This is a genomic window from Chryseobacterium contaminans (assembly GCF_001684955.1).
In the GTDB taxonomy this organism is placed as follows: Bacteria; Bacteroidota; Bacteroidia; order Flavobacteriales; family Weeksellaceae; genus Chryseobacterium; species Chryseobacterium contaminans.
Genome location: NZ_MAYF01000147.1, coordinates 1 through 4,354, shown reverse-complemented (window position 1 = coordinate 4,354; position 4,354 = coordinate 1). Strand labels below are relative to the sequence as shown.

At 35.5% G+C, this 4,354-nt stretch carries 6 protein-coding genes; 5 read left to right on the top strand and 1 reads right to left on the bottom strand.

Going from position 1 to position 4,354, the window contains the following annotated elements; translation table 11 throughout:
- The 5 genes from BBH99_RS10090 to BBH99_RS10070 all read left to right on the top strand — a co-directional run.
- Positions 1 to 403: L-threonylcarbamoyladenylate synthase (locus BBH99_RS10090; RefSeq protein ID WP_066695159.1), on the top strand; the 403-nt coding region annotated here is incomplete at its 5' end.
- Positions 404 to 433: 30 nt separating this feature from the next.
- Positions 434 to 1,147 carry a CPBP family intramembrane glutamic endopeptidase gene (locus BBH99_RS10085; RefSeq protein ID WP_123873112.1) on the top strand — a complete coding sequence of 238 codons (714 nt, stop codon included), beginning with the start codon at positions 434 to 436 and terminating at the stop codon, positions 1,145 to 1,147.
- 4 nt (positions 1,148 to 1,151) lie between these two features.
- Entirely contained in the window at positions 1,152 to 1,910 is a 759-nt protein-coding gene (yaaA, locus tag BBH99_RS10080; protein WP_066695163.1) for a peroxide stress protein YaaA, read from the top strand.
- On the top strand, positions 1,911 to 2,759 hold the full coding sequence (gene prmC / locus BBH99_RS10075) for a peptide chain release factor N(5)-glutamine methyltransferase (RefSeq protein WP_066695156.1): 849 nt from the start codon (positions 1,911 to 1,913) through the stop codon (positions 2,757 to 2,759).
- 46 nt (positions 2,760 to 2,805) lie between these two features.
- Positions 2,806 to 3,165: a DUF4180 domain-containing protein gene (locus BBH99_RS10070; RefSeq protein ID WP_066695155.1), complete on the top strand. Its 360-nt coding sequence runs from the start codon at positions 2,806 to 2,808 to the stop codon at positions 3,163 to 3,165.
- A 103-nt stretch (positions 3,166 to 3,268) separates the two neighbouring features.
- On the opposite strand, the gene BBH99_RS10065 is transcribed toward BBH99_RS10070, so the two are convergent.
- Positions 3,269 to 4,354 (bottom strand): NAD-dependent epimerase/dehydratase family protein (locus BBH99_RS10065; RefSeq protein ID WP_228390783.1); only part of this gene is annotated, 1,086 nt, incomplete at its 5' end.

The following is a 4,354-nucleotide window of genomic DNA, read 5'->3' as shown; positions in this document are numbered from 1 at the left end:
TAATGATCTGAGCCATCTTTCAGACTTTACAAGACCTATTGATACTTCAGTTTTCAGATTCCTGAAAAGTCATCTTCCGGGACCGTTTACATTTATTCTTGAAGCTAATAAAAACTTACCTTTAGCTTATAAAGGACATAAAACAATAGGTATCCGTGTACCGGATCACCCGATTCCGCAACTTATAGTTGAAAAATTGGGGCATCCTATCGCTTCAACCTCTATCAGAGATGATGACGAAATTATTGAATACTCTACTGACCCTGAACTGATTGCTGAAAAATACGATCATCTGGTAGATATTGTCATTGATTCAGGATATGGAGATAATGTAGCCTCAACGATTGTGGACCTTACTTCCGGTGAACCTGAAGTAATCCGTCAAGGAAAAGGAATCATCTAATTCTCAATTTTGACATTCAAGATCTAGCGGTTGACAGGTTTTATGGGGCTTAATGGGAAATATGCTGTAGGAATTCTACTCACATTTATGCTTTTAGGCATAGTAATGCTTTATGTTTTCCCTGTTATCAGTATGATTATAGGGGCAAAAACGATTACGGGAAATACTTTCTCAATCAGCAGGGTTGCTATATGGGTCGTTTTACTCATCACATTTCTATATAGCCTTTTTATTGAAAAAGGGCCTTTTTTACTTAAAATAGAGAAGAAATATTCCACTGCATTCAATATAAAAGCTGTAGTCATCTTATATCTGGTTTGTGTCTTTGGCGGAGCTGTTTTCAATGGATTAATACAGTTTTTTATCCATAAAGAAGATGGCAGCAAAATTCTCCAGCTCACTTCCCTTTTTAAAAATGATTATTTTTTAATTATTTTTACCTGTTTAACAGCCGGAGCTGTAGAAGAGCTTCTGATGCGGGGATATATACAGCCCAGAATTGAGAAAATATACAACAGTCCGTTGGCAGGAATTTTAGTCTCTGCCGCTTTATTCGGAATTCTGCACAGCACTTACGGTACCATCGGTCAGGTCGTTGTACCTTTCTTTATTGGAGTCGTTTTTGCTATGTTTTATAAAAAATATTCAAATATTAAAATTCTTATAGCCTGTCATTTTATGATTGACTTCGTCACGCTGATGGCTATGAATTTTATTGATTTTAAACATTTATCTGTATTTTAACATTATGAAAATTGTAACATCACCTGCGAAATTAATGAACGTAGAAAATTCAACAGACCTGTTGAAATCCACGACTCCTAAATTCATTGAAGATGCAGCTTTTATACAAACTTATTTAAAAGAAAAATCACCAAAATATCTTTCCGAACTTATGGAAATCTCACCAAAACTGGCTGATGAAAACTGGGAAAGAAATCAGAAATGGAAATCAAAACCTACGGCTAAAGAGTCAGCTCCTGCAATGTTTGCATTTACAGGAGAGGTCTACAGAGGGTTGGATGCCAAAACTCTTGACAAAGATGCTGTAGATTATCTTCAGAAAAATTACAGAATGCTTTCCGGATTGTACGGCTTGCTGAAGCCATCTGATAAGGTAATGCTTTACAGGCTGGAAATGGGTCGTCCTTTTGAGTTCGATCAGTACAAAAATCTATATGAATTCTGGAGAGAAAAGATCACTGAACAGCTGAACACTGAAATGAAAAAAGGAGAAATCCTTCTTCATTTAGCCAGTAATGAATATGGAAAAGTGATTGACAGGAAAAAACTTAACCATAAAGTGATTGATTTTGATTTTTATGAATGGAAAGATGGTAAACTGAAAACCATTGTGGTTTACACCAAACATGCAAGAGGTCTTGTAGTAAGGTACTGTGCAGAAACCAATGCGCAGACTTTGGACGATGTAAAAGCTTTCAATTACGAAGGTTACAGAATTAATGAAGAAAAATCTACAGATACAAAACTGGTTTTCACAAGGTAAATGACAATATCAGCATTTAAAAAACATTTCAAAGCAGAACTTTCCGACCTTTATACTGAGTCGGAAAGAGCTTTTTTGGGCTCTTTATTTATTCAGAAAATAGTAGGCTTTGATTCTTTTGAGCAAAGAAGATTTTCTGAACAGGAACTTTTGACAGATGATGAACAAAAGCTTTGTGAACTGGTTTCTGAATTAAAAACCGGAAAACCCTATCAGCAGATTCTTGGAGAAACGGAGTTTTACGGAATGAAATTCTTTGTGGATGAAAATGTATTGATTCCCCGCCCTGAAACGGAAGAATTGCTTGAAATAGCCATCCGGGAGATTACAAATTCTGAAAATAAGGATTCCGGATTGAAGATTCTTGATATTGGTACGGGAAGTGGTGTAATTCCCCTGGTTTTAAAGAAGCATTTTCCCGAAGCGGAAATATCATCAATAGATTTTTCTGAAAAAGCGCTAGAGACAGCAAAACGAAATGCAGCCTATCATCAGCTTGATGTTAAGTATATTCATGCAGATTATCTGACTACCCCTCTGACTGAAGAATATGATGTTATCATTTCAAACCCTCCTTATATTGGGATTGAGGAAGAAACAGAGATCGAGGATTCTGTGAAAGGATTTGAACCAACAATGGCATTGTTCTCTCCTACTTCTGATGCTTTGATCTTTTACAGAAAGATTGCAGAGGATTCCAAAGAACATCTAAAAAAAAATGGACTTTTATTTTTAGAGATCAATCAGAAATTAGGACCTGAAACATTAGAATTATATCATTATTTCTCCAATGCACAGCTATTAAAAGACTTATCTGAAAACGATCGGTTTATTTACGGAAAAAAATAATTAAATTTTATCTCTCACAAAAACATAACCATACATCACTAAACTCATGGTCATCAAACCACACAATTCCGGAAATATAAAAATTGCTGAAGTTACTTCGGATCAAATCATCATTCAGTCTGTAGAAGATGGATTGGACCTGATGGGAAATATCTATTATCAGGGATATGATAAAGTAATTGTTTACGAAAAAAACATTACTCCCGATTTTTTTGATCTGAAAACCAAAATTGCAGGAGAAATTCTGCAAAAGTTTTCCAATTACCGTATTGCATTGGCTATTGTTGGGGATTTCAGCAAATATGAAAGCAAAAGCATGAAGGATTTTATCTTTGAAAGTAATAAAACCAGGCATGTAAATTTTGTGGAAACCCTGGAAGCGGCTTTGGAAAATTTTTCTGGATAGGTTTTAATAGCCACCAATGCACAAATAATTTTATTTATGCAGAATATCATGCATTTATGACCATCAAATAATAAAATGTTAACGATTCTTTGTGCCATCTAATCTATTGGCTACTTGCCTTGCTTTTGAAGTATTTAACAGCATCGTCTATGGCTTTATCAATGGATTGATATTGAATTTCTAAGACTTGTACTGATTTTTGGTTAGTGTAATAATTATGAATCTGAAGCGCTTTCATATGAGGAGTACAGAGATTGGTCTTTATCTTTAATATTCTAAGCAAATCTCCAATCCTGCCTAAAATATTCAAAAATATATCAGGAATTGGAATCATTGTGGGAGTTTGATGAGTCATTCTGTTGATCTGTCTGAAAAACTCTCTATAACTTAAATTTTCATTGGCCAATAGATATTTCTGTCCGTTTTCTCCTTTATGTATTGCTGCAACTACACCCTGGGCGGCATCTTCTGCATGAACAAAATTCTTTCCTCCTTTTGGGTAGAAGATCAGCTTCTTTTTCCATGCCCAGAAGATCAATTTTCCGGAGCTTGGTTTAGTATCATGGGCTCCAATCATGAAAGTAGGGTTCAGAATGAGAACTTCTGTATTCCTACAGTTTTCCAAAAGATGCAGCTCTGCATTCAGCTTACTTTGAGCATACAAAGAGTCTGTAAAAGGATATTTCTGAAAATATTCTTCATTTCCCGGCTGTTCTTTACTTCCATATCCGATGGTATTAGCAGTACTTACAAACAAAAATCTTCTGATTCCACAAGCTTCCGCCTCAGAGAAAAGTTTTACAGTGATATCATAATTTACTTTTCCATAATCTTCATAACGGATCAAATCCTGGCTTGTTTCTGCCGCAATATGAATAATGCAATCAATATCCGCAAGGTATGATGAAAGATCAGAAGTGAGGCTGCCTTCAATGAGTTTCAGGCTTTCATTTTCTTCGCCCATATACTTGCTTTTCTGGCGCACCAGAGCAATAACAGAATAACCATTTTGTAATAATTTAATGATAACATTGGTTCCCAGAAGCCCGGTAGCTCCGGTTACAAAAACTTTTTTCATGCTTTGATCTCTCTTTTTATGGCTTGGGTCATGAGAGGAAGCTTTATCCAGATAGGAAGAATCTTCATCACCAGCCAGCTTATTGGATTGACCATAATTACGGAATCTTTT